A 26013-nucleotide genomic window follows, 5' to 3' on the forward strand; every position below is an offset into this window, starting at 1 on the left:
CTAGCCGAGGCGGCGGATGAGCCGGACGACCACCGAGGTCACCACGAGCCAGAACACCGCCGCCAGGCCGTAGTTGACCAGCAGCCCCAGCTTGGCGTCCTCCGGGGTGAACAGCGTCTTGAACGCCAGCGACAGGGGTTCGGCCAGGCCGCGCACGAGGTTCGCGATGGGGTTGTCCGGGTTGGCGTTGCCCATCACCAGCACCACGTGCAGCACGAGCACGAGCGCGATCAGCCTGCCGACCCACCCGGCGATCCCGGCGAGGAGACCCACCGCCTTGGCCCGCACCACGGCGGGCTCCCGACGGCGGGTCTCCTTGCCGGTCTCCTCGGCGCGCTCAGCCATGAGCGCAGTCTGGCACGCGGACCCGCGACCCGCCGCGACCCGGTCGAGGCGGCGCGCGGACCGGTCAGCGGAGCACGCGGGCGAGCAGACCGGCCACCACGAGCCAGAAGACCGCGGCCAGGCCGTAGTTCACGACCACGTTGGCGGTGTAGTTCTCGATCGGGAACAGCCCCGGGAAGAACAGGGCCAGGGGTTCGGCGATGGAGCTCATGAAGCGGACGAACGCGTTCGCCGTGTTCGCCCCGAGGACGATCAGGAGGATGTAGACGACCTCGATGATCGCGAAGAGGGCGCCGATCCCGGACACGATGCGGGCGGCGCTCCCACGGGTGCTGGTGCCGTGCCATCTGCGAGTAGCCATGTCCGGAAGATTCCCGAAACTGACCGGTCTCTAACTGCTCCGATCAGCCCAATGCGGACCCCCGCCCACCATGTGGACGGGTGGGTTGCCCGAAACCGGTGGCGCCTCGCTAGGGTGTGGGTGTGGCGCGTGCTCTCCTGCTTCTCCGCCGCGACGGGGTCTGACCCAGACCGGCTCCCCGTCGCGGAGGTCGGCGTTGCCGCCGGTCGCTCGACGACCAGTAAGCAGGAGACCCCCATCATGAGCAGTGTTCCCGAGAACATCGGCAACGCCCCCAGCCGCCTGCGCACCCCCGCGCGACCGGCACCGGAAACCCAGCCCGCCTGGAACCCGCAGCGCGGCAGCTCGATGCCCTTCCACCGCTACCGCCCGTTCCCCGAGCTGGTCGAGAAGGTCGACGTACCCGACCGCACCTGGCCCACCAAGCGCATCGAGCGCGCCCCGCTGTGGTGCGCGGTCGACCTGCGCGACGGCAACCAGGCGCTGATCGACCCGATGTCCCCGGCCCGCAAGCGGCGCATGTTCGACCTGCTGGTGCGCATGGGCTACAAGGAGATCGAGGTCGGCTTCCCGGCCGCCAGCCAGACCGACTTCGACTTCGTCCGGGAGATCATCACCGAGGGCGCGATCCCGGCGGACGTGCGCATCCAGGTGCTGACCCAGGCCCGCCCGGAGCTGATCGAGCGCACCTACGAGGCGCTGCAGGGTGTGCACAGCGCGATCGTGCACCTCTACAACTCCACCTCGATCCTGCAGCGCAAGGTCGTGTTCCGCTCCGACCGCGCGGGCATCAAGAAGATCGCCACCGACGGCGCCGAGTGCGTGCTGGCCTTCGCCGAGAAGTACCCGGACACCGACTTCCGCTTCGAGTACTCCCCCGAGTCCTACACCGGCACCGAGCTGTCCTACGCCGCCGAGGTGTGCAACGCGGTGGCCGCGGTGTGGCAGCCGACCCCGGACCGCCCGATGGTCGTCAACCTGCCCGCCACCGTGGAGATGGCCACCCCGAACGTCTACGCCGACTCCATCGAGTGGATGCACCGCAACCTGGACAACCGGGACTCGCTGGTCCTGAGCCTGCACCCGCACAACGACCGCGGCACCGGCGTCGCCGCGGCCGAGCTGGGCTACCTGGCCGGGGCGGACCGCATCGAGGGCTGCCTGTTCGGCAACGGCGAGCGCACCGGCAACGTCGACCTGGTCACCCTGGGGATGAACCTGTTCAGCCAGGGCATCGACCCGCAGATCGACTTCTCCGACATCGACGAGATCCGCCGCACGGTCGAGTACTGCAACCAGCTGCCGGTCGCCGAGCGCCACCCGTGGGGCGGCGACCTGGTCTTCACCGCGTTCTCCGGCAGCCACCAGGACGCGATCAACAAGGGCTTCGACGCCCTGCGCGCCGACGCCGAGGCGGCGGGCACCCCGGTTGAGGACCACCCGTGGGAGGTCCCGTACCTGCCGATCGACCCCAAGGACGTGGGCCGCTCCTACGAGGCGGTCATCCGGGTCAACTCGCAGTCCGGCAAGGGCGGCGTCGCGTACGTGATGAAGACCGAGCACCAGCTCAAGCTGCCGCGCCGCCTGCAGATCGAGTTCTCCCAGGTCATCCAGGCGGTCACGGACTCCGAGGGCGGCGAGGTCGGCCCCAAGGAGATGTGGGACGTCTTCGCCACCGAGTACCTGGACCGGGTCAGCCCCCTGCGCCTGCGCCGCCACCGGATCTCGGGCAACGAGGACGGCACCAACGAGATCCACGCCACGGTCGACGTCGAGGGCGACTCCCACGACGTCACCGGCAGCGGCAACGGCCCCATCGCCGCCTTCGTCGACGCCCTCGCCACGGTCGGCTACGACGTCCGCGTCCTGGACTACTCCGAACACGCCCTCACCGCGGGCGACGACGCCCGCGCGGCGGCCTACGTCGAGTGCGCCATCGGCGACCGGGTCCTGTTCGGGGTGGCCGTGGACAGCTCGATCGTCTCCGCCTCGCTGCGCGCGGTCGTGTCCGCGGTCAACCGCGCCTTCCGCTGACCCATCGACCGGCCTCCGGGCAGTGCCCGGAGGCCGGTCGGGCAGGCGGTGCGAGACGGCTTCGCGTGTGGTCAGTTGGCCAAGCGTTCGACCTGTCGCATCCGCAGTTCCAGGCGGGAGGATTGGACGCTCCCGGAGACGGTACGGGCTTGCTCCAGCGTCAGACGTGCCTCGTCGAGTTCGCCCGCGTTGACTTGTGATTCAGCCAGCCATGTCATGTACAGCGCCTTCTCTCGTACGTGATCGGGTGAGTAAGCCTCGATCGCGCCGAAGAGAAGTGGCTTGGCCGCGGAGGGCTGGCCGAGTTCGATCAGGCATCGCCCAGCCATGACGTCGATTTCGTGGCGATTCAGCCAGTAGACCCATTCTGGCTCGTCATCGTTGCGCGAGCGACGCTCCCACTCCTCATCCACCAGCCCGAGGGTTCGCAGTGCCGAAGTCTTGTCACGGGCACGCGCGTAGGACCACGCCAGCCGCTCCCGCAAGAGCGTTTTGACAGCCGGAGCGGCTTCTGGCGCACCGGCTACGGCGCTTTGCGCGAGGAGCACGGCATCAGCCGGGTCTCCCACATTGGCCATTTGATAGGCCAGACTGGAAAAAAGCTGTCCGACCAGAACCTGATCGTCGGCTTCGCGAGCCGCCGCCACACCCGTCAAGTAGGTTGCCTGAGCCTCAGGGTATCGACCGGCGTCACTGGCGACCCAACCGGCCAACTGCGCCAACTCGCCAACAGCCACCAACAACCTGCGTCCGTTGACCTCGCTGAAACTGGCCTCTTTGGCGAGCAGTTGCACTTCTTCGAACTCCCGTTGGACCACAGGGAGGAGATCGCGCCCACCGACCAGGTCATCCAGGTGCCTGAGTTCCACGACACGATTCTCCAATGTGTCGACCAAAGACGACCCGATGCGGCGACCAGATCTGAGGTGTGCATGTACGGGCGTTTCCCTGACAAGCCACTCATGAGCCATACGCAAAGGGTCGAACGGCTTGCCGTAAAGGGTTTCGATTGAAAGTCCGAGGACTCTCGAATAAGCGATCACATGCTCGCCTTGGACGACTCGCCGACCCGTTTCGATGTGGCCGAGGGTTGATTTGCTGAAGTGGGTCAGCCGCGACATGCCGTCCAGGCTCAGCCCCGCTGCCACACGCGCCGCTCGGAGTGTCGCACCCAGGTCGTTCACGCTGCACCTTCCTCCACCGTAGACGTGTGTAGACGGCTGGGTCGTTCCCATCCTCGCGCCGAGCCGTGAGAGTACCTGTGAGTGACGAGACCAGTGCCCAGCGTAGACGGGAGATCGGGACATGGCGTGCTGTCCGCTCGGTGATTTTCGAAGATCCGGAGTGCGCCGGTGAAGACGAGTACCGCCATTGGCGTATCGGTCACTTCCAGTGGTGACATCGGGAGTCGGGCGTGTTCGCGCGTGTTCGAGGGCGGCTACACCTTCCGGTTGGCCAAGGGGGACACCGGGATCGCGGTGTTCGTGGGGACGTGCGTGGAGCAACGCCGTTTCCTGGTCATCCGGGAGACGAGGTTTCCCACTCCTCCGGTGGAGGGACCACAACAGCCGCTCTGCGTGCTCCCGAAGCCTTTCGCCCTGGACTGGAGTGACCACGCGGGGTTGCGGGCCTACGCGCGGGTGTGCCTGGGACGGGTGCGGGACCGGCACCGGGGTTCGAAGAACAGGTAGATCGACACATCGGCAGTGGGGATCATGGGTGTATACAAGGGATTCATCCGTGCGCGTCACAACATTCGGGCGAAAACCGCTCGATCGCTGCTGTTGTCGTCGGAGCTGGACGCGGTCCAGGTGGAGCGCGGTCTGACCACTCGGATGTTGGCCGACGCCATGAACATGTCACCGGCGATGGTGAACCGGATGATGACCGGTCGCCGGGTGCCGGACCCGGTGGAGATCGGAGGGCTGTGCGCCGTTCTGGACGTCCCGCCCGAGCGTCGTCTCCACCTCTACGGCTTGGCGCGGGAGAGCGAGAAGAAGGACTGGCTGATCCACACGACACCATCGGATTCCGACCCCAACGGCACCGTTCGCGCGCTGTGGTCGTTGGCGGACGCGATAGACACCTACGGTGTGACCGGTGGACCGCGCGTCCTGGGCAATGCCCACGTCTCACCTGGGACCACGCGGGCCAGGCACGTGGGGGATGCCGTGTGGACGCACTACCTGCCCACCCGCGCACTGGATCGGTCCGGGGGCGAACTCGACCCGCAGACGAAACGGTTGGTCCGACTGGCGCGGCCCGGCGGGGTTCGGGTCATCCCGGATGGTGTCGCCGCGCCGTTTCGGCACCCCGTCCAGGTGCTTCGCTTCCGCCACTTCGCACCGGTGGTGATCCTCGACCTCGACCACACCGTCGTCATCCTGGAGAACGAGCACGCCGAGCACTACGTCGCTCCACTGCGCGCAGCCATGGGCTCGGCGTTGTCGGCAGGGGTGTCGCAGGAGCTCGTCGCCCGGTTGTGGGGTGGTGGCGGGTGAATCTGCAACCGTTGCGGGAAGCGCTGGAGGCCAGTCCGGGATGGGCGATCACCGACGTGGACGGGAACATCGACGCGCGGCGCCGTGGCGGTCGGATGCTGGACGGCCTGGTCGCCTGGGCGGGCAGCGGGGCGGACCACGTGTTCGCGGCACGCTTCGACTCGCTGGAGAGACAGGCTTGGGTGAGGCTGCACCCGAGGCCGGTGGCAGCGCTGCGCGAACTCGACTCGCACCCCGCCGAGCTGCCCCGGACCTGGCTGCACCTGACCGAAACCGAGTTCATCGCCGTGATCGCGCTGATGGAGGAGCGGATCGGGAGTTGACCACTCCGCCTCAGCACACCGACCGGCTACCGGTGGTGGTCCCGGCTGAGGAACTGGCGCCAGCCGGTCGTCGTCCACGTCGCCACGAACAGGACCTGGGAGACGACGATCAGCAGCCACAGGTTGCCGGTGGCCAGGATCGCGAGGACCAGGCCGAGCAGGGCCACCCCGCAGACCCACCGGATGGCGAGCACCCCGACCTGGCCGCCGTCGCGCTCGAGCGGGCGCGGGTTGCCGATCGTTCCCGATTCGCGCAGCCGCGTGACTTCCAACGGTTCCTCGCCCCACTCGCCGGACCCCCGCCTGCCCGCCACCAGCGCCCCCTCGCCTCGACTGATTCGAGCGTAGCGCGTACCACCGACAAAAAAGGTGCCCTGACGTGCTCGAAGGCCCCACCCGGAGTCGGGTGGGGCCTTCGAGCGGGGGGTCAGCTCGCGACGCCGGTCGGGTCGATCGTCAGCTTGTCGGTGTTCTCCGGGAAGTGGCAGGCGGCCCGGTGGCCGGGGGCCAGTTCCGCCAGCGGCGGCTGCACCGTCTTGCAGATCTCCTGCGCCTTCCAGCACCGGGTGTGGAACCGGCACCCCGACGGCGGGTTGATCGGGCTGGGCACGTCGCCCTGCAGGCGGATGCGCTCACGGTTGTTCTTGCGGTTGGTGTCCGGGATGGGGACCGCCGAGAGCAGTGCCACCGTGTACGGGTGCATGGGCCGCTCGTAGAGCGCGGTCCGGTCGGCGATCTCCATGATCTGGCCCAGGTACATGACCGCGACCCGGTCGGACACGTGCCGCACCACCGACAGGTCGTGGGCGATCATCACGTAGGTCAGGTCGAACTCGTTCTGCAGGTCCTCCAGCAGGTTCACCACCTGGGCCTGGATGGACACGTCCAGCGCCGACACCGGTTCGTCGGCGACGATCAGCTTCGGGCGCAGCGCCAGGGTGCGGGCGATCCCGATGCGCTGGCGCTGGCCGCCGGAGAACTCGTGCGGGTAGCGGTTGTAGTGCTCCGGGTTGAGGCCCACCAGTTCCAGGAGTTCCTGCACGGCCTTCTTGACGCCGCCGGGCGGGTCGACCTTCTGCAACCGGTACGGGGCGCCGACGATCGTGCCGACGGTGTGCCGGGGGTTCAGCGACGAGTACGGGTCCTGGAAGATCATCTGGATGTCGCGGCGCATCGGGCGCATGTCCGACATGGACAGGTGCGTGATGTCGCGGCCCTCCAGGGTGACCTTGCCGCCGGTGGGTTCGAGCAGGCGGGTCAGCAGGCGGCCGGTGGTGGTCTTGCCGCAGCCGGACTCGCCGACGATCGACAGGGTTTCCCCGCGCTTGACCGAGAACGTCAGCCCGTCCACGGCCTGCACCGCGCCGACCTTGCGGCGCAGCAGGCCGCGGCGGATCGGGAAGTGCATCTGCAGGTCCTCGGCGACCAGGAGGTCGTCCCGGTCCACCGCCGTTCCGGTGGGAGAAGAAGTCACAGCGTCCTCGTTCACAGCTTCGGCCTGATCTCGTTCTCCCAGATGCGGGTGCGCTCCTCGCCAGACAGGTGGCAGGCGATGAAGTGGCCGCCGCCGACGTCGCGGAACTCCGGGCGCTCGGTGGTGCTGAGGTCGCCGTTGAGCGCGTCGTAGGCGCACCGGGGGTTGAACGGGCAGCCCTGCGGCACGTTGATCAGGCTGGGCGGGGAGCCCGCGATCGGTTGCAGGCGCTCGGTGCGCTCGCGGTCGAGGCGGGGCATGGAACCGAGCAGGCCCCAGGTGTAGGGGTGCTGCGGGTTGGTGAAGATGTCCTCGGCGGTGCTGTACTCCACCGCCCGGCCCGCGTACATGACCATGATGTCGTCGGCCAGCTCGGCGACCACGCCGAGGTCGTGGGTGATGATCACGACGGCGGAGTTGAACTCGGTCTGCAGGTCCCGGATCAGGTCCAGGATCTGCGCCTGCACGGTCACGTCGAGCGCGGTGGTGGGCTCGTCGGCGATGAGCAGCTCGGGGTCGCAGGACAGGGCCATGGCGATCATCGCGCGCTGGCGCATCCCGCCGGAGAACTGGTGCGGGTAGTCGTCCACCCGCGACTTCGGGTTCGGGATGCCGACCCGCTCCAGCAGGTCGATCGCGTGCTTGCGGGCCACCTGCTTGGTGACCTTGTTGTGCACCCGGTACGCCTCGACGATCTGGCTGCCCACCGAGTAGAACGGGTGCATCGCCGACAGCGGGTCCTGGAAGATCATCGCCATCCGCTTGCCGCGCAACCGGCGCACGGCGTCGGGGTCGAGGCCCACCAGGTCCTGCCCGTCGAGCAGGATCTCACCGGTGATGTCCGCCGTGCCCCGCTTGTGCAGCCCCATCACCGACAGGCTGGTGACGCTCTTGCCGGAGCCGGACTCGCCGACGATGCCCAGGGTCTTGCCGCGCTCGACGCTGAACGACAGGTCGTCGACGGACTTGACCACGCCGTCGTCGGTGGGGAAGTGCACGCGCAGGTTGCGGACTTCCAGGAACGGGTTCTGTGCTCCCGTGCTGCTGCTCATGCGGTGCGCACCCTCGGGTCGACGACGGCGTAGAGGAGGTCGACGACCAGGTTGGCCAGCACGATGAAGAACGCCGCCATGATCGTCACCCCCATCACCTTGGGCAGGTCGTAGTTCTTGATCGCGTCGATGGCGTACTGGCCGAGCCCCTTGAGCGAGAACGCCGACTCGGTCAGCACGGCGCCGCCGAGCAGCAGGCCGATGTCCAGGCCGAAGATGGTGAGGATCGGGGTGAGCGCGCCGCGCAGGCCGTGCTTGACCACGACCCTGCGCTCGACCAGGCCCTTGGCGCGGGCGGTGCGGATGAAGTCCTCGTTCATCGTCTCCAGCATCCCGGCCCGGGTGAGCCGGGCGTACTGGGCGGAGAACTGGAAGGCGAGGGTGATCCATGGCAGCAGCAGCGCGTACGCCCAGTCGCCGATGTTCTCGGTGATCGGGGTGTAGGACCCGCCGGGGGCGGTCCAGCCGAGCTGGTAGCTGAAGAAGGCCAGCGAGATCAGGCCGGTGAAGAAGATCGGCAGCGAGACGCCCGCGAGGGCGACGCCCATCGACATGCGGTCGAGGACCGAACCCTTGCGCAGCGCCGACAGCGTGCCGACGGAGATGCCCGCGAGCAGCCACAGGACCGCCGCGCCGCTGGCCAGCGACAGGGTCACCGGGAGCCGGTCGAGCAGGTCCGGCAGCACCGGCTGGTTGGTGCGGAACGAGTAGCCCAGGCACGGGGCCGGGCAGTGGTCCACGGCCGGGCCGTAGTCGTAGTCGGCGCCGACGAAGATGCCCTTCAGCCAGTGGCCGTACTGCACCAGGATCGGGTCGTAGAAGCCGAGCCGCTCGGCGGTGAGCCGGACGGTCTCGGCGGTGGCCGCTCGACCGACGTAGCGCGACGCCAGGGTTTCCGGGGTGCCGCCACCGAGCTTCGGGATCACGAAGAAGATGGCGAACGTGATCATGCTGACGATGAACAGCAGCACGACCGCGGCGAACAGCCGCCTGATGATGTATGTGATCACAGTGGCCGGCACCGGCGGTGGGCCCGGGAGGTCGTCCCGGGCCCACCGCCTGCTGCCTTCACCTGCCTAACGTCGCTTCGACCGTCGGATGGGCTAGCTGGCGCCGAGGGCGAGGTAGTCGTACATGCCGTACGCCTCCGAGACGAAGACGTTCGTCAGGCCCTTGCCGCGGATGAGCAGGCTCTTCGCGTACACGCCCGGCAGGATCACGGCCTCTTCCATGACCCGCTTGTCGATGTCGCCCCACATCGCCTCGCGCTTGGTCGCGTCGGTCTCCGCGATGGCCGCGTCGAGCATGGTGTCGACCTCGGGGATGCGCACGGAGGTGTTCGACGAGCCGCCGGTCTCCCGGATGACCCGGCTGTCGACGATCTGCGACAGGAAGCCGAAGCCGTCGTTCCAGTCCGCGCCCCAGCCGTTGACGACCAAGCCGAGGTTGTTGGCCTTGACGAACGGCGGGTTGCCCGCGAACTGGGAGAAGTAGTCACCCTGCGGGAAGGCGCGGAGGGTCAGCTTGATGCCGACGCGGGCCAGCGACTGCTGCAGCGACTCGGCGGTGGCCTTCTCCTTGGGGCGCTCGGCCCGGTAGGCGATGTTCGTCTCGAAGCCGTTGGGCTGGCCGCAGGCGGTCAGCGCCTCCTTGGCCTTGTTCACGTCGCCCTTGCCGTCCGCACCGGCCGGGTACAGGTCGAACTTCTCCTGGCCGGGGATCAGCGGCGGCATGATGGTGGTGGCGATGTCGCCGCCGGAGAACGGGCCGCCGTAGGCGGTCTGGTAGCTGGTCTTGTCCGTGGCGTACTCGATCGCCTTGCGGCAGTCGATGTTGTCCAGCGGGGCGACCGTGGGGTTGATCGAGGTGTACCACAGGCGCGCGATCGTCGGGTTGTCCGCGTTCGCCTTGAGGCTCGGGTCGCCGAGGACGCGGCTCAGCGACGCGGGCTGCACGCCGGTGCCCGCGATGTCGATGTGCAGGTCACCGTTGATCAGCCGGTTGTCGATGTCGTCGGCGTTGACGTTCATCTCGACCTCGTAGCCGTCCGGCAGCGCCTTGCGGTTCGGGTCGGTGGCCTGGTCCCACTGGTCGTTGCGGACCAGGTTGAACTTTTTGTCGATCTCGTTCTTGTCGAACTTGTACGGGCCCGTGGAGAGCACGTGCTCCTTGTACTTGGCGCCGGTGTCCTTGGCCTTGGGCACCGGGGCGGTCTGCGGGAGCTGCGCCATGTAGTCGAAGCCGCCGAAGGCTTCCTTGAGGTGGAAGACGACGGTCTGGTCGTCCGGCGTGGTGATGGCCGAACTGGTGTCCATGTCCGGGGTCTTGTACGGACCCTTGTAGCCCTCGGGCAGGTTGAGGAAGCCCTCGAAGTAGGCCGGGCCGTTGGGGAAGGTCTCCTTGTCGGTGGACCGCAGGACCGCGTACGCGACGTCCTTGGCGGTCACCGGGGTGCCGTCCTCGTACTTGATGCCCGTGCGCAGCTTGTAGGTCCAGGTCTTGCCGCCGTCGCTGGGCTCACCGAGCTTCTCGGCGAGGTCCGGGACCAGCTCGTTGGACGCGCCGCCGGGGGCGGGCTTGAACATCACCAGCGACCGGCCGTAGAGGCGCAGGAAGTTCCAGGAGTAGCCGTAGTAGGTCTCGCCGGGGTCCAGGGAGTCCCAGGTGCCCGCGTTGGCGATCTTGATGACCCCACCCTTCTTCTCAGAGGGGTTGAGGGTTTTGTCGAGGGCGGCGTTGAAGCCGGACTCCCCCGAACCGCTGTTGCCACCGGTACTGCCGCCGCAGGCGGACAGTGCCATGGCAACAGCAGCGCCCGCGGCGACCGCGGTGACCAAGCGCTTGCTGTTCATCGTGCTGTTGCACCCTTCCTTCCAGGACACCGGTACTGCCATCACCTATCGGGCACGCGGGTCGAGCGCGTCGCGCAGGCCGTCGCCGAACAGGTTGAACGCGAGCACGGTCACGAAGATCGCCAGACCGGGCCAGAGCATGAAGTGCGGGATCGTGTAGTACGCCGCGGCTTCCGACAGCATCCCGCCCCAGGTCGCGGTGGGGGCGTTGATCCCGACACCGAGGAACGACAGCGCCGATTCGAACAGGATGTTCGTCGGGATCAGCAGCGTCGAGTAGACGAGGATGGGCGCCACCAGGTTGGGCAGCAGTTCCCGGAAGAGGATGTACGGGCCGCGCGCGCCCAGGCTGCGCGCCGCGTCGACGAACTCGCGTTCGCGCAGCGACAGCGTCTGGCCGCGCACGATCCGGCCCGCGTAGGGCCAGTTGAAGAAGCCGATCACGAAGATCAGCAGCGCGATCCGCAGCGCCTCGCCCTGCAGCCCGAACAGCTCGTCCGGCAGCACGCCGACCATGGCGATGGCGAAGACCAGCAGCGGGAAGGCCAGGAAGACGTCCATCGCCCGGCTGATCAGGGTGTCGACCCAGCCGCCGAAGTACCCGGCGGTGACGCCCATGACGGTGCCGATGAAGACCGAGAGCAGCGTGGCGAGGAACGCGATGAGCAGCGAGATCCAGGCGCCGGAGAGGACCCGGGCGGCGATGTCGCGGCCGTTCTTGGGCTCCACGCCGAAGATGTGGTCGGCGCTCATGCCGCCGAAGGCGCCCTTGGGGGCGAGCGTGCCGAACTCGGTGTCGACCAGGTCCTCGTGGAACGTGTTGGGGTGCACCACGTCGAAGACCCGGTCGAGCAGCAGCCCGGCGACGGCCATCAGCACCAGCAGGACCACGAACACGCCCGCGGCCATCGCGACCTTGTCGCGCTTGAGCCGCAGCCAGGCGATCTGGCCGAGCGAGCGGCCCTGGATCGCCTTGGCGGGCATGCCCGCGAGTGCGGCCTCCGGGTCGGCCTCGGCGGCCGAGCCGGAGACGTCGGGCGGTGCCGTCATGCCGTGAACCGCCCTGGCGCCTGCGCGTGCGGTCGTGCTCCGCCGGGTGTGGCGGTCGTCCGACCGGCTCGCGCGGATCGCTGGTAAGCCATCCCGCACTCCTCGTCTCCGCGGCGGTCCGTCTTCCGGAACGCGCCGTGTGGTGGCCGACCATAGCCGTTTTGTCGGAGAACTCTTAACTACGGGAGGTCACGATCCGAACAACTGGCATACACAGAATCACCGCTGAGCAACTGTTTTGACACTGTCAGTCACTTTTAGCGGGGATTTGTTCGGTGAGCGGACACCGTGGGTACGCTGTTCGGTCAGCGTTGAACACGGGTGGACGCACGGTCACCAGTGCCGTCCACAGCGAACCACCCCTCCTCGAAGAGCTGCCAGCGGCGGAACAGGGGTTCGCTGGGGTGCCCGTCGCGCGCCACCGCGCGCGCCAGCCGCACCGCGGGATCGGGCACCTCGCACCAGAACAGGTGCGACAGCAGGGGCACCGCCGAGCGCCTGCCGGAGGAGACGCCTTCGACGAGCAACACGTCGGGGGGTTCGATGTGGACCGTTGCGCCCAACCGGGGCTCGCCGGTGGACCAGTCCATTCGGCGGTAAGCACCCGGGTGGCCCTGCGCCAAGCGGTCCAACACCCCGTGGGCCAACCGCGGCCACCAACCGACCGGGTCGTCCCAGGTGGCGAAGTCGTCGGTCGGCACCAGCGCGACGCGCGCCCCGCGCCCGCGCAGCGCGGCCACCAGGTCCCCCGAGAAGGTGGTCTTGCCGGACCCGGACGGGCCGTCGACGGCCACCAGCCGCACCGCGCCCAGCCGGGGCGCGGCAGCCAGCGCCGCCGCCGCGGCCGGGTCCACCGCGGCCGGGCTCACACCGTGCGGCGACCGGACAGGGCTCGGCCCAGCGTCAGCTCGTCGGCGAACTCCAGGTCGCCGCCCATCGGCAGGCCGGAGGCCAGCCGGGTGACGGTGAGCCCGGGGAAGTCGCGCAGCATCCGCACCAGGTAGGTGGCGGTGGCCTCGCCCTCGGTGTTCGGGTCCATCGCCAGGATCACCTCGGTGATCTCCTGCGACCCGATCCGCGACAGCAACTGCCGGATGCGCAACTGCTCGGGCCCGATGCCGGACAACGGGTCGAGCGCGCCGCCGAGCACGTGGTAGCGGCCCTTGAACTCGCGGGTCCGCTCGATGGCCAGGACGTCCTTGGGCTCCTCGACCACGCACACCGCCGACGGGTCGCGCCGGGCGTCCCGGCAGATGCGGCAGGTGGTCTCCTCGGAGACGTTGCCGCAGACGTCGCAGAAGACCACGCCCTCCTTGACCTTCTGCAGGGCCTCCTGCAACCGGGTCACATCGGCGGGTTCGGCGCCGAGCAGGTGGAACGCGATCCGCTGGGCGCTCTTGGGCCCGACACCGGGCAACCTGCCCAGCTCGTCGATCAGGTCCTGGACCGGGCCCTCGTACACCCAGCCCTCACATGCCGGGCAGGCCGAGGCCGCCCAGTCCCAGACCGCTGGTCAGCTCGGCGCGCTTGGCGTCGGCGTGCTCCTGCACCTGCCCGGACGCGTCGCGGACCGCGGCGACGATGAGGTCGGCCAGCAGCTCGGCCTCCTCCGGGTCGACCACCTCGGGCTTGAGCACGAGGGCCTTCAGCTCGCCGGACCCGGCGACCGTGGCCACCACGGCCCCGCCGCCGGAGGTGCCGGTGAACTCGGCCTCCTCGATCTCGCGCTGGGTGGTCTCGGCCTGCTCCTGGAGCTTGCCGAGCTGCGCGAGCATGGCCTGCATGTCGGGTGCGCCGCCTCCGGGAAACACCGGGGCCCCTCTCGTCGGGGATCGTGGTCGCCCCCAGTCTAGGCGGACCCCCCGCGTGGCATGGTGGGCGGCGTGCCGCGTCGACCCCCGCTGCGAAGCCTCGCCCTGACCTGCTCCGTCGTCCTGGCCACCGCGGCCTGCGGCGGCGCCCCCGTGGCCCCCGCGGCGACCAGCGCGGTGACGACCACGGTGACCACGGCGAGTGCCACCCCACCCACCACGACCACCCCGCCGCCGAGCCCGACACCGGCGACGACGACCACCCCGCCCGCGGTGCCGACGACCACTACCGGGCCGGTCGTCCCCGCCGGTCGCGTGGTCGTCCTGGACCCCGGGCACAACGGCGGCAACGCGGCGCACCCCGAGGAGATCAACAAGCCGGTGCCCGCCGGTCGCGGCCAGGTCAAGGCGTGCAACACCACCGGGACGGCCACCGGCGCGGGCTACCCCGAACACGCCTTCACCTGGGACCTCGCCCAGCGCGTCCGCGCCCTGCTCACCGCCCGGGGCGTCCGGGTCGTCCTGACCCGCCCCGACGACACCGGGGTCGGCCCCTGCGTCGACCGCCGCGCGGCCATCGGCAACGAGGCCGCCGCCGACGCGGTCGTGTCCCTGCACGCCGACGGCTCGACCGCCGCGGGCGCCCGCGGCTTCCACATCGCCCACTCGTCCCCGCCGCTCAACGCCGCCCAGGGCGCGCCGTCGCTGGAGCTGGCGGGCGACCTGCGGGACGCGCTGGTCGGCGCGGGCTTCCCCACCTCCACCTACATCGGCACCGCCGGACTGTCCCCTCGGAACGATCTGGCCGGGCTCAACCTGGCCACCCGCCCCAGCGCCCTGATCGAGTGCGGCAACATGCGCGACCCGGCCGAGGCGGCCACCCTGTCGAGCCCGGACGGGCGGCAGCGCTACGCCGAAGGGATAGCAAACGGCATCCTCGGATTCCTCGGCTGAGCACCCTGTGACAGGCTTGGATCATGTCCGGGATGCGGGTGCTCGACGTCGACGAGCGGGGACGGTTGCTCACCGCGGCAACCGAAGGAGACCAGTCGCGGCTGGTCGAGACCGACGCCAAGGGGAACAGCCGCGAACTCGCCGTGGTGGGTGACCTCACCCTGGCCAGGTACCTCCCCGAGGAGCGCACGGTGGTCGTCCAACACGGAACCCCCGCGCGCCTGTCCCTCCTGCGCGCCAACGGGAAGATGTCACCGCTGCTGGGCGCACCGGACCACGACACCGAACTGCTGGGCGTGCTCCCCGGCCGGATCGTCTACCGCGCCAACCGCCGCCACCGCCTGCTCTACACGGTGGTGATCAGGAACGTCCTGGTGGGCGAGGAGCAGGCGGTCTACGACCGGGGCGGTTCGGTCCTGGAGGCCGCGGTCAGCGCCAACAGCCGCCACATCGCCATCCGGATGCCCCGCAAGCTCGTCCTGGTCGACACCATGCCGCTCACCGAGGACGACCACGTCCGGCTGATCTCCCCCGAACCGGTGGACGCGGGCCACCGGACCCTGGCCTGGCTGCCCGACTCCCAGCGCCTCCTCGCCACCGAGTACGGCCCGGAGTCGGCCGCGGTGACCCGCTGGAACGTCACCGACCCGGAGTGGTCCACGCTGGTCCCCGACCTGCCGCTGTCGGCCACGGCGCACCTCGCCCCCGACGGCAGGCGCTTCGCGGTGGCACTGCCGGACGGGATCTCGTTGCACGAGACCGAGACCGGCCGCTACCTGCGCTCCGCGGCCGTGCCCGCGCCGACCGACGTCCGCTGGACGCCTGACTCGCTGCGGTTGGTGGTCACCGGGGCCGGTGGGATCTCGTGGGTGGAAGCGGAGTCGGGCGCGGTCAAAGCCGCTTAGGGCTTGGCCTGCTGCGCCCGAGTGGTCGGCTTTTCAAGCTCGGTGCTCCCCGGGGCCTGTCCTGCGAAGCCCGGTCGTTTGCTGTAGTGCCCGGCTGGGTGGGTGTGCTCGGCTTTCGAGCGCCGGTCGTTTGCTGTGATGCCCGACTGGGTGGGTGTGCTCGGCTTTCGAGCGCCGGGGGTTTGTGGGTGTGCCCGGCTGGGTGGATGTGTTTGGCCGGGGCCCCTATGGCGATCATGTGCTCCAGTGCGTCAGGTGGGGCTGAAAAGATGCCCCACCGCCCAGGCAGGCTGTCACATGATCGCCACCCCCGGCCAAACACATCCACCCACCCGGGCAGTCGCGCAGCCGGGCCGGCGGTTCTCGGGGTGGCCAGCCTGCGTTCAGGACCTCCACCCACCCGGGCAGTTGCTTGGTCGGGCCGCCGGTTGCGGGGGTGGTCGGTTGGCCAGGCACATCCGCCCACCCGGGCATTCGCTCGCCGGGCCGGCGGTTTCGGGGGCGGTCGGCTGGCCGAGCAGCACATCCACCCAACCGCGCTTTTCCGTAGTCGGGCTGGCGGTTTGTGGGGTGGCTGGCTGGCCGAGCACATCCACCCACCCGGGTATTTCCGTGGCTGGGCTGGTGGTTTGCGGGGTGGTTGGCTGGCCGAGCACATCCACCCACCCGGGCGTTTCCGTAGCCGGGCCGGCGGTTCGTGGGGGCTGGCTGGCTTTGAGGCCAGGCCCTAGCCCTCCACCGGGCGGGCGCCGAGCTTTTCGGCCAGCAGCTTCAGCATCGCCGCCTCGGGGTCCTGCCGGGGGGCGTCCGGGTCGGGCTTGTGCGCGGCCTGGGCCAGCATCTCCTCTTCGTCCTCCGGCTCGGGGGGCGGGGGGACGTCCTCGGCGGGGGGCTCGGGGGGGAGCTGCTCGACGGGGCGGGACGACCGGCGCGGGGGTTCGAAGGTGCGTTCCGGGGTGGCCTTGGGCTGGGTCCTGGGTTGGGCGGCGCCGGTGTCGGGGGCTGAGCTGGGGTCGGCGTGGATGCAGCGGACCTTCCACGTGCCGCCGAACAGGGTGACCAGGGCCTGGGCGATGGCGTCGGTGTTGCTGGTCTCGGCCAGCAGCCGGGCCAGGGGCGCGGCGGCGTGGGCGATGACCAGGGTGTCGCCCTCGACGGCCTGGACCGTGGCGGTGGCGAGCAGTGCGGCCGTGCGCTTGCTGGTGTTGCGGATGGTGGCCAGCAACTCCGACCACACCCGGCGCACGGCGGCGGCGTCGAGGCCGCCGGGGGCGGGGGCGGCGGCGGGCGCCTGGGTGGACCCGGTCGGGGTGGACCCGGTCGGGGCGGGCTCGGGCGCTGCGAGCCGCTGCGGCGCGGGCCGCTCGGGGGTCGGGCGCTCCGGGGTGGGCCGTTCCGGCTGCGGGGTGGGTTGCGCGGCGGCGCGCTGCGAGGGGCGGACGTACTGCGAGCCGTCGGCGTTCTTGCGCGGGGCCTCCGCCCGGGCGGGCTCGGGGCGCGCGGCCTCCGGGGCGGCTGTCCGCGCCGGCTCCGGGCGGGCGGGTTCGGCGCGGGGGGCTTCCGGGGCGGCGGCCCGCGCGGGCTCCGGGCGGGCGGGTTCCGGGGCGGCGGCGCGCGGCGCGGGGGTGGTGGGCTGTGCGGCGGGGGCGTTGGTGATCCGCCGTTCCATCGCCTCCAGGCGCTGGATGACCGCCGAGTCGGCGGCGGCGTCGGTGGGGACCGCGCCGGGCAGCAGCATCCGCGCGCACAGCAGTTCCAGCAGCAGGCGGGGTGCCGTGGCGCCGCGCATCTCCACCAGTCCGGTGTGCACGATCTCGGCGTAGCGCGACAGCGTGCCGGGGCCGAGCTGGGCGGCCTGGCGGGTCATCGAGTCGAGTTCGTCGGCGGGGGCGTTCACCAGGCCGCGCGCGCCCGCCTCCGGGACCGCGCGCAGCAGGACCAGGTCGCGCAGTCGGTCGAGCAGGTCCGAGGCGAACCGCCGTGGGTCGTGGCCTGCTTCGACCAGCCGGTCGACCGTGGCGTAGACGGCGGCGGCGTCATTGGCGGCGAGGCCGTCGACCATGTCGTCGATCAGTGCCGAGTCGGTGACCCCGAGCAGGGAAACCGCGCGCTCGTAGGTGACCCCCTCCGGTCCGGCGCCCGCCAGCAGTTGGTCGAGCACCGACTGCGTGTCCCGGGCCGAACCGCCGCCCGCGCGGATGACCAGCGGGAACACGGCGGGCTCGATGACGGCGCCCTCGGCGGCGCAGTTGCGCTCCAGCAGGTCGCGCATGGCGCCGGGCGGGATCAGCCGGAACGGGTAGTGGTGCGTCCGCGAGCGGATTGTGGCGAGGACCTTGTCCGGTTCGGTGGTCGCGAAGATGAAGACCAGGTGCTCCGGCGGCTCCTCCACGATCTTCAGCAGGGCGTTGAAGCCCTGCGTGGTGACCATGTGCGCCTCGTCGACGATGAACACCCGGTAGCGCGACCCGGCGGGGGCGTAGAAGGCCCGGTCGCGCAGCTCGCGGGCGTCGTCGACACCACCGTGGGAGGCGGCGTCCAGTTCGGTGACGTCGACGCTGCCCGGCCCGTTCGGGGCGAGCTGCACGCAGGAGTTGCACACCCCGCACGGCTCGTCGGTCGGCCCCTGCTCGCAGTTGAGCGAGCGGGCGAGGATGCGCGCGCTGGAGGTCTTGCCGCAGCCGCGCGGTCCGGAGAAGAGGTAGGCGTGGTTGACCCGGCCCGCGGCCAGCGCGGTGCGCAGCGGGACGGTGACGTGTTCCTGTCCCACGACCTCGGCGAAGGTCGCGGGACGGTACTTGCGGTAGAGGGCGAGCGCCACGACGCGACACTACCGGGGCCGGTCGTGATCACGATGGGGGCCTGACCGGCGCGGGTGGGGATCGACACAGGGGTGGCGGGGGGAATCCGGGTGGGCCGCCCGGTGTTGTCCCCTGGGTGACGATCCCCTTCTCCGTACTCGACCTCGCACCGGTGGCCAGTGGTTCCTCCGAGACCACCGCGCTGCGCAACAGCCTCGACCTGGCCAGGGCGACCGAGCGGTTGGGGTACCACCGCTACTGGGTGGCCGAGCACCACAACATGCCGGGCATCGCCAGCTCCGCGCCCGCCGTGCTGCTCGCGCACGTCGCCATGGCCACCGAGAGCATCCGGGTCGGCAGTGGCGGCGTGATGCTTCCGAATCACGCCCCGCTGGTCGTGGCCGAGCAGTTCGGCATGTTGGAGGCGTTCCACCCGGGCCGGGTCGACCTGGGGATCGGCCGGGCGCCGGGCACCGACCAGGTGACCGCCCGGGCGCTGCGGCGGCAGGAGGGGGCGCTGTCGGTGGACGACTTCCCGCAGCAGCTCACCGAACTGGCGGACTACTTCACCGGCCGCGACTCGCGCGGGGTGACCGCCGTGCCCGCGCTGGGCAACCAGCCCGCGATGTGGCTGCTGGGTTCCTCCGGCTACAGCGCCCAGGTCGCGGGCCACCTGGGGCTGCCGTTCGCCTTCGCGCACCACTTCAGCTCGGAGAACACCATCCCGGCCCTGGCCCTTTACCGCGACCGGTTCCGCCCGTCGGCCGTGCTGGACGAGCCGTACGCGATGATCGCGGCGAACGTGCTGTGCGCCGAGGACGACGAGACCGCCCGGGAGCTGGCCAAGCCCGCCCTGCTGCAGTTCCTCAAGCTGCGCAAGGGCGACCCGGGTCGGCTGCCGTCGCCGGAGGAGGCCGCGGCGTACGAGTACACCGACGTCGATCGGCTGTTCATCGAGCAGCGGCTGGCCGACCAGGTGGTCGGAGGGCCGGAGACGGTGCGCCGGGGCATCGAGGACCTGCTGGCGGCGACCGGGGTGGACGAGCTGATGATCACCACCAGCGTCTTCGACCACGCCGAGCGAATCCGCAGCTACGAGCGGGTGGCGGAGGTCGTGGGGCTCAAGGCCCTGGCCTGACCCCGGGACGAAAGGGGACCCCGTGCACCTGTCAGAGCCCGCTTATCCTTGCTGCCTTCCGGCCCTGGGGAGGTTCGCAGGGTGAACACCGCACGGGGTCCGTGGGCAAGTGTAGCGAGTTGCGCGCGGAGCACCACGCACCCCCCGGTGAGGCAAGTTACTTAGCTGTCCTAACTTTTATTGGGTAGCATTGCTAAGTGAAATCCCGGGACGGCCGTGCCCCGGGAGCCGATCCGGGAGGCGATGAGACCGCATGGCGCTGTCCGAATCCCTGCGACGACAGCCGAGGGTCGTCTGGGTCACCGCGTTCGCCGCGGTGATCGCGTTCATGGGCATCGGGTTGGTCGACCCGATCCTGCTGTCCATCGCCGAGGGCCTGCACGCCAGCCCCTCACAGGTCACCCTGCTGTTCTCGTCCTACCTGGGCGTGCAGGTGGTGGCCATGCTGATCACCGGCGCCTGCGCGGCGCGGTTCGGCGCCAAGCGCACCCTGGTCGCCGGCCTGGGCCTGATCGTGGCGGCCACCCTGGCCTGCGCGCTGGCCGGATCGATCACCGAGCTGGTCGCGCTGCGCGCGGTGTGGGGGCTGGGGAACGCCCTGTTCATCGCCACCGCGCTGTCGGTCATCGTGGGCGCGGCGTCCGGCGGGCAGCAGGGCGCCATCGTGCTCTACGAGGCCGCGCTGGGCCTGGGCCTGTCGACCGGCCCGCTGCTGGGCGCGCTGCTCGGCTCCTGGTCGTGGCGCGCCCCGTTCGCCGGGACCGCCGTGCTGATGGCCGTCGCCCTGGTCCTCTGCGCGACCCGACTGGCCCCCGACCGGCACGAGGAGCGCGACCCGGTGCGGTTGCTTGACCCGCTGCGCGCACTGCGCCACCGCGGGCTGCTGCTGACCTCGATCGGGTCGGCGCTCTACACCGCCGCGTTCTTCGTGGTGCTGGCCTGGTCGCCGTTCGTGCTGGGCTTCGGGGCCGTCCCGATCGGACTGATCTTCTTCGGCTGGGGCCTGGGCGTGGCCGTGTCCGGGGTGGTGCTGGCGCCGAAGCTCGCCGCCCGGCTCGGCGAGCGCGCGGCCACCACCGCCGCCGTGCTCGGGTACGCGGCGCTGATGGCGGCCATGGTGATCGACAGCAAAGCCGTGCTGGTCGTCGCGGTGATCGTCAGCGGGGTGGCGTCCGGCCTGCTGAACACACTGTTCACCGGCACCGCGATGAGTTCGAGCGGGGCGCCGCGCGGGGTTGCCAGCGCGGGCTACAACTTCTGCCGCTGGTTCGGCGGCGCGGTGGCCGCGACCCTGGTCGGCCACGTCGCGGCCTGGTTCGACTGGCCGCGGGCGCCGTTCCTGGTCGCCGCCGCGCTGTGCGTGGTCGCCGCGGGCGTCCTCACCCTGGGCCGCACCGGCCGCGACCCGCGCGCGGTGCCCGCCGAGGCCGTCCTCGTCGGCGAGGAGGCCTGACCCGGCCGCCCGCGGGCAAGCAGCACACCCCGGGCCAGGTCAATCGTCCACTTCGGTTGGTAAATAACCACTGCTCAATGGTCTGGTGAAGGGATGACACGACCTCCTACGGTCAGGCGGACACCGTGAACCTCGTCCCCCTGCACCGAGGAGTTCGCATGATCCGCAAGTCCTTCGCCGCCGCCGCCCTGGCCCTGGCGGCGACCATCGCCCCGATGACCGCCGCCCAGGCCAGCGCCACCACCGAGGGCGACTTCGGCACCGCCGCGGTCACCGTCACCTACACGGTCTCCGGCGCCCCCTCGTTCCGGTCGCAGATCAGCACCTCGATCTCGCACTGGAACACCTCGGTGACCAACGTCCGCCTGCAGCAGGTCTCCTCCGGCGGGAACTTCGCCTTCTACGAGGGCAACGACTCCCGGGGCTCCTACGCCAGCACCGACGGGCACGGCCGCGGCTACGTCTTCATCGACTACGCCCAGGTCCGCCAGTACGACGTGATCCGGGTGATCACCCACGAGACCGGGCACGTCCTGGGCCTGCCGGACCACTACTCCGGCCCCTGCTCGGAGCTGATGTCCGGCGGTGGCCCCGGCCCGAGCTGCACCAACTCCTACCCCAACGCCACCGAGCGCAGCCGGGTCAACTCGCTGTGGGCCAACGGCTTCGCGGCGCGGGGCGAGCAGGTCCGCATCACCGAGCCGCAGATCTTCGCGAAGTCCTGACCTGCGGTTGTAGTGCCCGTGTAGCGGGCCGACCCAGCCTGGTGGCGACACCGGCGGGTCGGCCTGCACCGGCTCCGCCGAGCCATCAGTCGGGAGGAGCTGCCATGAAGCTGGTCAAGCTGGTCGGGGCCGTCGGAGCCGCCGCCGCCATCGCGGTGAGCACGGTCGGGACCGCGTCGGCCGCACCCGCGCAGGTGCACGGCGCGGAGTTGTACAGCCAGGTCACCGCCGCCGACGTCGCCGACCCGTCGGCGGTGCTGCCCACCGGGACGGACGCCGACTTCAGCGCGCTGCAGACGGTCGAGGGCGCCATCGGCTGGTTCCGCAACCGCGAGGGCAGCACCGAGCAGGACGGCTACTGCGAGCGCGCGGTCCGCCTGGCCTGGAACCGCACCACCCACCACGCCAGCGCGATCGCGCACTGGAACTCCGGCGACGGCGCCCGGCACACCGGCGGCGCCACCCCGCCGCGCGGCGCGTTCGTCTTCTGGAACATCTCCCAGTACGGCCACGTCGGCCTCGCCGACGGCAACGGCGGCGTCTGGGCAACCAGCGTCAACGGCCGCATCGGCCACGTCCGCCAGGGCTACTTCGCCAACTACCTGGGCTGGAAGCCGGGCAACAGCAACTAGGCCTGCCACCAAGCCAGCCCCCCGCGAACCGGTGGCTGGCTACGCAAACGCCCGGGTGGGTGGATCTGCTTGGGCGGGGCACCTACGCCGATCACGCGCCCGGTGTGACCGAGTGGGGCTGAAGAGATGCCCCACAGCCCAGGCAGGCTCGCACATGATCGTTACTAGACCGCGCGCCCGTACGCCCGCCCCGGCAGTGTCCGGGGCGGGCGGCGGCAGCGGGCGAGCAGTACCAGTGCCTCGGCTTCCCCGCGCCGGTTGCCGGTTTCCCGGAACACCCGCACCGCCCGTTCCCCGAGCCCGCGGGCCCGGGCGGGTTCCCCGGCGCCGAGGAGCGTACGTCCGAGGCCCAACACGGCGTAGGCGGTGCAGCGCTCGTCGCGCAGTTCCTCCAGGGTGGACAGTGCGGTGAGCAGTTCTCCCTCGGCGGCGGGGAAATCGTGGTTGTCCCGGTGCAGGGCGGCCAGTTCGGTGCGCACCTTGGCCTCTCGGTGCGCGTCCCCGAGGTGGCGGGCGGCGTCGAGGGCGGCGGCCAAGCGGACCGCGGCGGCGTCCAGCACTCCCAGGGCGCGGTACGCCGAACCGAGCGAGCCCAGCGTCTGGGCCACGCCGCCGAGGTCGTTGACCGCGCGGAATCCCCGCAGTGCCCGCCGGTAGTGCGGCAGTGCCTGGTCCGGGCGGTTCCCGACTCGGGCGAGGGTGCCGAGGCCTGCCACGGCTGAGGCTTCACCGCGGTGGTCTTCCAGGGTGGCGAACAGCTCTGCGGACCGGGTCAGGCTCCGTGCGGCGGCTGAGTACTCGTCGCGGTAGAGGTGCACCTGGCCCAGGCCGCGCAGCAGGACTGCTTCCCCCCGGGGGTTTTCCGCTTCGCGCACCGCGTTCAGGGCGTGCTGGTGGGCGGTGTGCCAGTCGTCGTAGTGGCCACGCAGGTCGTGGAAGGGGACCGACGCGGCGGCCAGTTGCCAGGCGAGTTCGGCCTCCCCCGCGGCGGCGGCCGACTCGACGGCGCGGACCAGCACGTGCCGGTGGGTGCCGAACCACTCCAACGGCTTCGCCACCGCGGTCGCCTCGTCCGCCGGGTCCAGCGTCCACCCCACCGCTTCCCCGAGCACCGCTCCGAACGACGCGGGCAGTCCCCGGGCGGCGCGCTTGGCCAGGGACGACAAAGCGGAAATCGACCGGGCGAACGCGGCCGCGCGCTCCCCGGCCGCCTCGGCGTCGACGACTTCCCTGGCGTAGCAGTGCAGGAGGTCGGGCAACCGGTACCGCGGCTGCCCGTCCAACCCGGGGCCCGCCGCCGCGACCAGGTGCGCGTCGAGCAACCCGTCCAGCACGTCGGGTGCGGGGGACCCGAGCAGCGCGTCCACGGCCCAGGCCGGGAACTCCCGCCCCGGCAGCAGGGCCAACCGCCCGAACGCGCGCACCCCCGCCTCCGGCAACTGCCGCACGCTCAGCTCGAACCCGGTCCGGACCGCCAGGTCGCCCACCCGCAGTTCACCCAACCGCCGCGACTCGTCGGCCAACCGGTCGCGCAGCACCCCCACGGTCCACCCCCGCCGCCCGGCCAACCGGGTGCCCGCGATCCGGATGGCCAACGGCAGGTGCCCGCAGAACTCGGCGACGTCCGCCGCCGGTCCCGGTTCGGCCCGCACCCGGTCGGCACCCGCGATGCCCGCGAGCAGCCGCACGCTCTCCGCGCGGGCGAACTCGGTCAGCCCCACCGAGTGCGCCCCCACCAGCTCCGGCAGCCGCGAGCGGGCGGTGACCAAGACCGCGCACCCGCCGTCGGCGGGCAGCAGCGGCCGGACCTGCGCGGCACCGGTGGCACCGTCGAGCAGGACCAGCACCCGCCGCCCCACCAGCCGCGACCGCAGCAGCGCGGCCCGCGCCGCGACCCCCTCGGGCAGCCCGGCCCCGAACACCCCCAGCGCGTGCAGGAAGTCGGTCAGCACGGCCTCGGGCGCCCGCCCACCGGTGGCCCCGAGGTCGGCGTAGAACTGCTCCGGGTACTCCTCGCGCAACCGGTGCGCCACGTGCACGGCCAGCGCCGACTTCCCCGTCCCCGGCGGCCCGGACACCACGGCGACCGGCGCCGCGTACTGCCCGGGCCGGGGTGCCAGGGACCGCAGGAGTTCGGCCGCCGCTTCCTCCCGCCCGGTGAAGTCGGGCAGGTCCGGCGGTAGCTGCCGGATCGGCACGTGCTGCCCGCCGGGACCGCCGTGGTCACCGCAAGCGGTGCGGCCACCGCGAGCATGGTGATCGCCGCGAGCGCGGTGGCCGCCGCAAGCGGGGTGACCGCCAGGATCAGCGTGGCTGCCAAGATCGACGTGGCCGCCGCGAGCGGGGTAGCCACCGGGATCGGCGTGAACACCGCGAGCGGAGTGGTCACCGGGATCGGCGTGACCAGCAGGATCGAGGTGGCCACCGGGAGCGGGGTGGCCAACGGGACCGGCGTGATCACCAGGATCGACGTAACCACCGGGAGCGGGGTGGCCAACGGGACCGGCGTGATCACCAGGATCGACGTAACCACCGGGAGCGGGGTGGCCAACGGGACCGGCGTGATCACCAGGATCGACGTAACCACCGGGAGCGGGGTGGCCAACGGGACCGGCGTGATCACCAGGATCGACGTAACCACCGGGAGCGGGGTGGCCAACGGGACCGGCGTGATCACCAGGATCGACGTAACCACCGGGAGCGGGGTGGCCGCCGCCAGTGGGATGGCTGCCGGGAGCGGGGTGGTTGCTGCCGTGGAGGATTCGTGCCTGTGCCGCCCGCAGGCCCGGTCCCGGCTCCACCCCCAGCTCGTTGACGAACCGCTCCCGCGCCGACCGGTAGGCCGCCAACGCGTCCGCCCGCCGCCCGGAGGCCGCGAGGGCGTCCAGGTGGTGCTGCCACAACCGTTCCCGGTACGGGTGCTCGTCGAGCAGCGGTGCCAGCTCCTCGGCCACCCGCCCGTGGTGCCCCAGCCGCAACTCCAGCGCCAACCGGTCCTCGGTGGCGGCCAACCGCGCCTCGCACAGCGCGCTCAGCTCCGCCTCCCAGGCGGGGACGGCGGGCAGGTCCGCCAGCGGTTCCCCCCGCCAGAGCGCCTCAGCCCCCTCGAACAGCTCCAGCGCCACCACCGGGTCGCGCTCGGTCCGCGCCCGCGCGCACTCCCGCCGGAACAGGAAAGCGTCGACGGACTCCTCCGGCACCCGCAGCGCGTACCCGTCCCCGCTGCGCACGAGCGCCTCCGGTGCCACCTCCCGCCGCAGCCGCCACACGTAGGTTTGGAGGTTCGCCCCGGCCGAGGTCGGCGGCTCGTCCCCCCACAGCGCGTCCACCAGCGCAGCGGCCCGGACCACCCGTCCGGCGTTCAGCAGCAGGTGCGCGAGCAACACCCGCTGCTTGGTCCCGCCAAGCCCCACGGCCACACCGCCGTCGTCCACGCGCAACGGCCCCAGCACCTGGAATCGCACGACCAGACCTTCCGAGTTCTCGGGTCCCAGCCCCCATCGGACGCCCCTCGCTCCCGCCCAGTTCCACCTGAGCCCGCCGCCCCCTCCCAGCCCGCCAGTCCGCCAGCCCGCCAGCCCGCCAGCCCGCCAGCCCTCCAG

The 26013-nt window shown here is 71.1% G+C and carries 23 protein-coding genes and 1 other RNA gene; 9 read left to right on the forward strand and 15 right to left on the reverse strand.

The window, feature by feature from the left end; genetic code table 11:
- The gene (locus tag DFQ13_RS07350; RefSeq protein WP_110079248.1) at positions 1-345 is read right to left on the reverse strand and encodes a hypothetical protein; all 345 of its coding nucleotides are present in this window, start codon (positions 343-345) and stop codon (positions 1-3) included.
- A gap of 64 nt (positions 346-409) precedes the next feature.
- On the reverse strand, positions 410-706 hold the full coding sequence (locus DFQ13_RS07355) for a hypothetical protein (RefSeq protein ID WP_052020874.1): 297 nt from the start codon (positions 704-706) through the stop codon (positions 410-412).
- Positions 707-946: 240 nt separating this feature from the next.
- On the opposite strand from DFQ13_RS07355, the gene leuA reads away from it, so the two are divergent.
- Positions 947-2740, forward strand: coding sequence for a 2-isopropylmalate synthase (leuA, locus tag DFQ13_RS07360; protein ID WP_110079249.1), 1794 nt, complete (start codon positions 947-949; stop codon positions 2738-2740).
- 71 nt (positions 2741-2811) lie between these two features.
- Here the strand turns inward: leuA and DFQ13_RS07365 are convergent, their stop codons facing one another.
- Complete coding sequence (locus DFQ13_RS07365) at positions 2812-3924, reverse strand: helix-turn-helix domain-containing protein (protein ID WP_233438292.1); 1113 nt, start codon at positions 3922-3924, stop codon at positions 2812-2814.
- 531 nt (positions 3925-4455) lie between these two features.
- Here DFQ13_RS07365 and DFQ13_RS07375 point away from each other — a divergent pair.
- Both DFQ13_RS07375 and DFQ13_RS07380 read left to right on the forward strand, forming a co-directional pair.
- On the forward strand, positions 4456-5241 hold the full coding sequence (locus DFQ13_RS07375) for a helix-turn-helix domain-containing protein (protein WP_233438314.1): 786 nt from the start codon (positions 4456-4458) through the stop codon (positions 5239-5241).
- Positions 5238-5564, forward strand: coding sequence for a hypothetical protein (locus DFQ13_RS07380; RefSeq protein ID WP_146241144.1), 327 nt, complete (start codon positions 5238-5240; stop codon positions 5562-5564). The genes DFQ13_RS07375 and DFQ13_RS07380 overlap by 4 nt, the downstream gene beginning before the upstream one ends.
- Before the next feature lie 26 nt (positions 5565-5590).
- On the opposite strand, the gene DFQ13_RS07385 is transcribed toward DFQ13_RS07380, so the two are convergent.
- The 9 genes from DFQ13_RS07385 to DFQ13_RS07425 form a co-directional block, all read right to left on the reverse strand.
- Positions 5591-5878, reverse strand: coding sequence for a hypothetical protein (locus DFQ13_RS07385; RefSeq protein WP_110079253.1), 288 nt, complete (start codon positions 5876-5878; stop codon positions 5591-5593).
- 113 nt (positions 5879-5991) lie between these two features.
- Positions 5992-6972, reverse strand: coding sequence for an ABC transporter ATP-binding protein (locus DFQ13_RS07390; RefSeq protein ID WP_233427471.1), 981 nt, complete (start codon positions 6970-6972; stop codon positions 5992-5994).
- A gap of 77 nt (positions 6973-7049) precedes the next feature.
- The gene (locus tag DFQ13_RS07395) at positions 7050-8090 is read right to left on the reverse strand and encodes an ABC transporter ATP-binding protein (protein WP_110079254.1); all 1041 of its coding nucleotides are present in this window, start codon (positions 8088-8090) and stop codon (positions 7050-7052) included.
- On the reverse strand, positions 8087-9100 hold the full coding sequence (locus tag DFQ13_RS07400; protein WP_035280008.1) for an ABC transporter permease: 1014 nt from the start codon (positions 9098-9100) through the stop codon (positions 8087-8089). Before DFQ13_RS07400 ends, DFQ13_RS07395 begins: the two co-directional genes overlap by 4 nt.
- A gap of 93 nt (positions 9101-9193) precedes the next feature.
- The gene (locus tag DFQ13_RS07405) at positions 9194-10942 is read right to left on the reverse strand and encodes an ABC transporter substrate-binding protein (RefSeq protein ID WP_110079255.1); all 1749 of its coding nucleotides are present in this window, start codon (positions 10940-10942) and stop codon (positions 9194-9196) included.
- Between the two features lie 45 nt (positions 10943-10987).
- The gene (locus DFQ13_RS07410) at positions 10988-11992 is read right to left on the reverse strand and encodes an ABC transporter permease (protein WP_035280006.1); all 1005 of its coding nucleotides are present in this window, start codon (positions 11990-11992) and stop codon (positions 10988-10990) included.
- A 305-nt stretch (positions 11993-12297) separates the two neighbouring features.
- A complete protein-coding gene (locus DFQ13_RS07415; RefSeq protein ID WP_407643135.1) occupies positions 12298-12861 on the reverse strand; it encodes a uridine kinase family protein in 564 nt (187 codons plus the stop codon).
- Positions 12858-13454, reverse strand: a complete 597-nt coding sequence (gene recR, locus DFQ13_RS07420; RefSeq protein ID WP_110079256.1) for a recombination mediator RecR — start codon at positions 13452-13454, stop codon at positions 12858-12860. Before recR ends, DFQ13_RS07415 begins: the two co-directional genes overlap by 4 nt.
- Positions 13455-13461: 7 nt before the next feature.
- Complete coding sequence (locus tag DFQ13_RS07425) at positions 13462-13776, reverse strand: YbaB/EbfC family nucleoid-associated protein (RefSeq protein ID WP_035280003.1); 315 nt, start codon at positions 13774-13776, stop codon at positions 13462-13464.
- Positions 13777-13875: 99 nt separating this feature from the next.
- Here DFQ13_RS07425 and DFQ13_RS07430 point away from each other — a divergent pair, with 99 nt between their 5' ends.
- Together DFQ13_RS07430 and DFQ13_RS07435 are read left to right on the forward strand one after the other, a co-directional pair.
- Entirely contained in the window at positions 13876-14757 is an 882-nt protein-coding gene (locus DFQ13_RS07430) for an N-acetylmuramoyl-L-alanine amidase (protein WP_233438293.1), read from the forward strand.
- A gap of 23 nt (positions 14758-14780) precedes the next feature.
- The gene (locus DFQ13_RS07435) at positions 14781-15662 is read left to right on the forward strand and encodes a WD40 repeat domain-containing protein (protein WP_146241146.1); all 882 of its coding nucleotides are present in this window, start codon (positions 14781-14783) and stop codon (positions 15660-15662) included.
- A 727-nt stretch (positions 15663-16389) separates the two neighbouring features.
- Here DFQ13_RS07435 and DFQ13_RS07440 read toward each other — a convergent pair.
- Positions 16390-18483: a DNA polymerase III subunit gamma and tau gene (locus DFQ13_RS07440; protein WP_110079259.1), complete on the reverse strand. Its 2094-nt coding sequence runs from the start codon at positions 18481-18483 to the stop codon at positions 16390-16392.
- Positions 18484-18605: 122 nt separating this feature from the next.
- Between DFQ13_RS07440 and DFQ13_RS07445 the strand changes: the two genes are divergently transcribed.
- Complete coding sequence (locus DFQ13_RS07445) at positions 18606-19601, forward strand: LLM class flavin-dependent oxidoreductase (protein WP_110079345.1); 996 nt, start codon at positions 18606-18608, stop codon at positions 19599-19601.
- Positions 19602-19610: 9 nt separating this feature from the next.
- On the opposite strand, the gene ffs is transcribed toward DFQ13_RS07445, so the two are convergent.
- Positions 19611-19705: signal recognition particle sRNA small type (ffs, locus tag DFQ13_RS07450), an RNA gene on the reverse strand.
- A gap of 149 nt (positions 19706-19854) precedes the next feature.
- On the opposite strand from ffs, the gene DFQ13_RS07455 reads away from it, so the two are divergent.
- From DFQ13_RS07455 to DFQ13_RS07465, 3 genes are all read left to right on the forward strand, one after another.
- Positions 19855-21054 (forward strand): MFS transporter, encoded by a 1200-nt coding sequence (locus DFQ13_RS07455; RefSeq protein WP_110079260.1) that lies wholly within the window; start codon positions 19855-19857, stop codon positions 21052-21054.
- A gap of 158 nt (positions 21055-21212) precedes the next feature.
- Entirely contained in the window at positions 21213-21779 is a 567-nt protein-coding gene (locus tag DFQ13_RS07460; RefSeq protein WP_110079261.1) for a snapalysin family zinc-dependent metalloprotease, read from the forward strand.
- A gap of 104 nt (positions 21780-21883) precedes the next feature.
- On the forward strand, positions 21884-22411 hold the full coding sequence (locus DFQ13_RS07465; RefSeq protein WP_110079262.1) for a hypothetical protein: 528 nt from the start codon (positions 21884-21886) through the stop codon (positions 22409-22411).
- A 164-nt stretch (positions 22412-22575) separates the two neighbouring features.
- On the opposite strand, the gene DFQ13_RS07470 is transcribed toward DFQ13_RS07465, so the two are convergent.
- The gene (locus DFQ13_RS07470) at positions 22576-25875 is read right to left on the reverse strand and encodes a BTAD domain-containing putative transcriptional regulator (RefSeq protein WP_110079263.1); all 3300 of its coding nucleotides are present in this window, start codon (positions 25873-25875) and stop codon (positions 22576-22578) included.
- Positions 25876-26013: the final 138 nt, after the last annotated feature.

The organism is Actinokineospora spheciospongiae (genome assembly GCF_003182415.1).
Classification (GTDB): domain Bacteria; phylum Actinomycetota; class Actinomycetes; order Mycobacteriales; family Pseudonocardiaceae; genus Actinokineospora; species Actinokineospora spheciospongiae.

Excerpts from the sequence above, each read along its gene's own strand:
- DFQ13_RS07455 (WP_110079260.1), top strand. The coding sequence starts at position 19,855 with ATGGCGCTGTCCGAATCCCTGCGACGACAGCCGAGGGTCGTCTGGGTC.
- DFQ13_RS07355 (WP_052020874.1), bottom strand. The coding sequence starts at position 706 with ATGGCTACTCGCAGATGGCACGGCACCAGCACCCGTGGGAGCGCCGCC.
- DFQ13_RS07465 (WP_110079262.1), top strand. The coding sequence starts at position 21,884 with ATGAAGCTGGTCAAGCTGGTCGGGGCCGTCGGAGCCGCCGCCGCCATC.
- leuA (WP_110079249.1), top strand. The coding sequence starts at position 947 with ATGAGCAGTGTTCCCGAGAACATCGGCAACGCCCCCAGCCGCCTGCGC.
- DFQ13_RS07435 (WP_146241146.1), top strand. The coding sequence starts at position 14,781 with ATGTCCGGGATGCGGGTGCTCGACGTCGACGAGCGGGGACGGTTGCTC.
- DFQ13_RS07405 (WP_110079255.1), bottom strand. The coding sequence starts at position 10,942 with ATGAACAGCAAGCGCTTGGTCACCGCGGTCGCCGCGGGCGCTGCTGTT.
- DFQ13_RS07425 (WP_035280003.1), bottom strand. The coding sequence starts at position 13,776 with ATGCAGGCCATGCTCGCGCAGCTCGGCAAGCTCCAGGAGCAGGCCGAG.
- DFQ13_RS07375 (WP_233438314.1), top strand. The coding sequence starts at position 4,456 with ATGGGTGTATACAAGGGATTCATCCGTGCGCGTCACAACATTCGGGCG.
- DFQ13_RS07460 (WP_110079261.1), top strand. The coding sequence starts at position 21,213 with ATGATCCGCAAGTCCTTCGCCGCCGCCGCCCTGGCCCTGGCGGCGACC.
- DFQ13_RS07390 (WP_233427471.1), bottom strand. The coding sequence starts at position 6,972 with ATGCACTTCCCGATCCGCCGCGGCCTGCTGCGCCGCAAGGTCGGCGCG.
- DFQ13_RS07350 (WP_110079248.1), bottom strand. The coding sequence starts at position 345 with ATGGCTGAGCGCGCCGAGGAGACCGGCAAGGAGACCCGCCGTCGGGAG.
- DFQ13_RS07410 (WP_035280006.1), bottom strand. The coding sequence starts at position 11,992 with ATGACGGCACCGCCCGACGTCTCCGGCTCGGCCGCCGAGGCCGACCCG.
- DFQ13_RS07395 (WP_110079254.1), bottom strand. The coding sequence starts at position 8,090 with ATGAGCAGCAGCACGGGAGCACAGAACCCGTTCCTGGAAGTCCGCAAC.